1 protein-coding gene is annotated in these 239 nt (G+C 49.8%); it reads right to left on the bottom strand.

Annotation, left to right across the window (positions count from 1 at the left end; genetic code table 11):
* Positions 1 to 239: amidase family protein (locus KVT34_RS31010; protein WP_254635263.1), on the bottom strand; the 239-nt coding region annotated here is incomplete at both ends.

The raw sequence follows: 239 nt of genomic DNA, 5'->3' as shown, positions 1-239 counted from the left end.
CCGCCGCTTGAACCTCCCGGTACAAGTACAGTGTTCCCCGGATTGAGGCAAGGACCGAAGTTCGGGCTAGTTGTTGTCAATCCCGCAGCGAACTCGTGAGACTGTACTTTGCCTAGCAGAACTGTTCCAGCCTCATGCAGCTTAGTTGCAACCGTCGAATCGTAAACGGGGACGAAGCTGTTTAATATTTTTGAACCGGCAGTTGTTCGGATCCCTTTAGTGTAATATAGATCCTTATG

This window comes from Paenibacillus sp. GbtcB18, from assembly GCF_019091125.1.
Taxonomy (GTDB): Bacteria; Bacillota; Bacilli; order Paenibacillales; family NBRC-103111; genus Paenibacillus_F; species Paenibacillus_F chitinolyticus.
The sequence above is the reverse complement of the archived record's forward strand: the minus strand, read 5'-3'. Positions and strand labels throughout refer to the sequence as shown.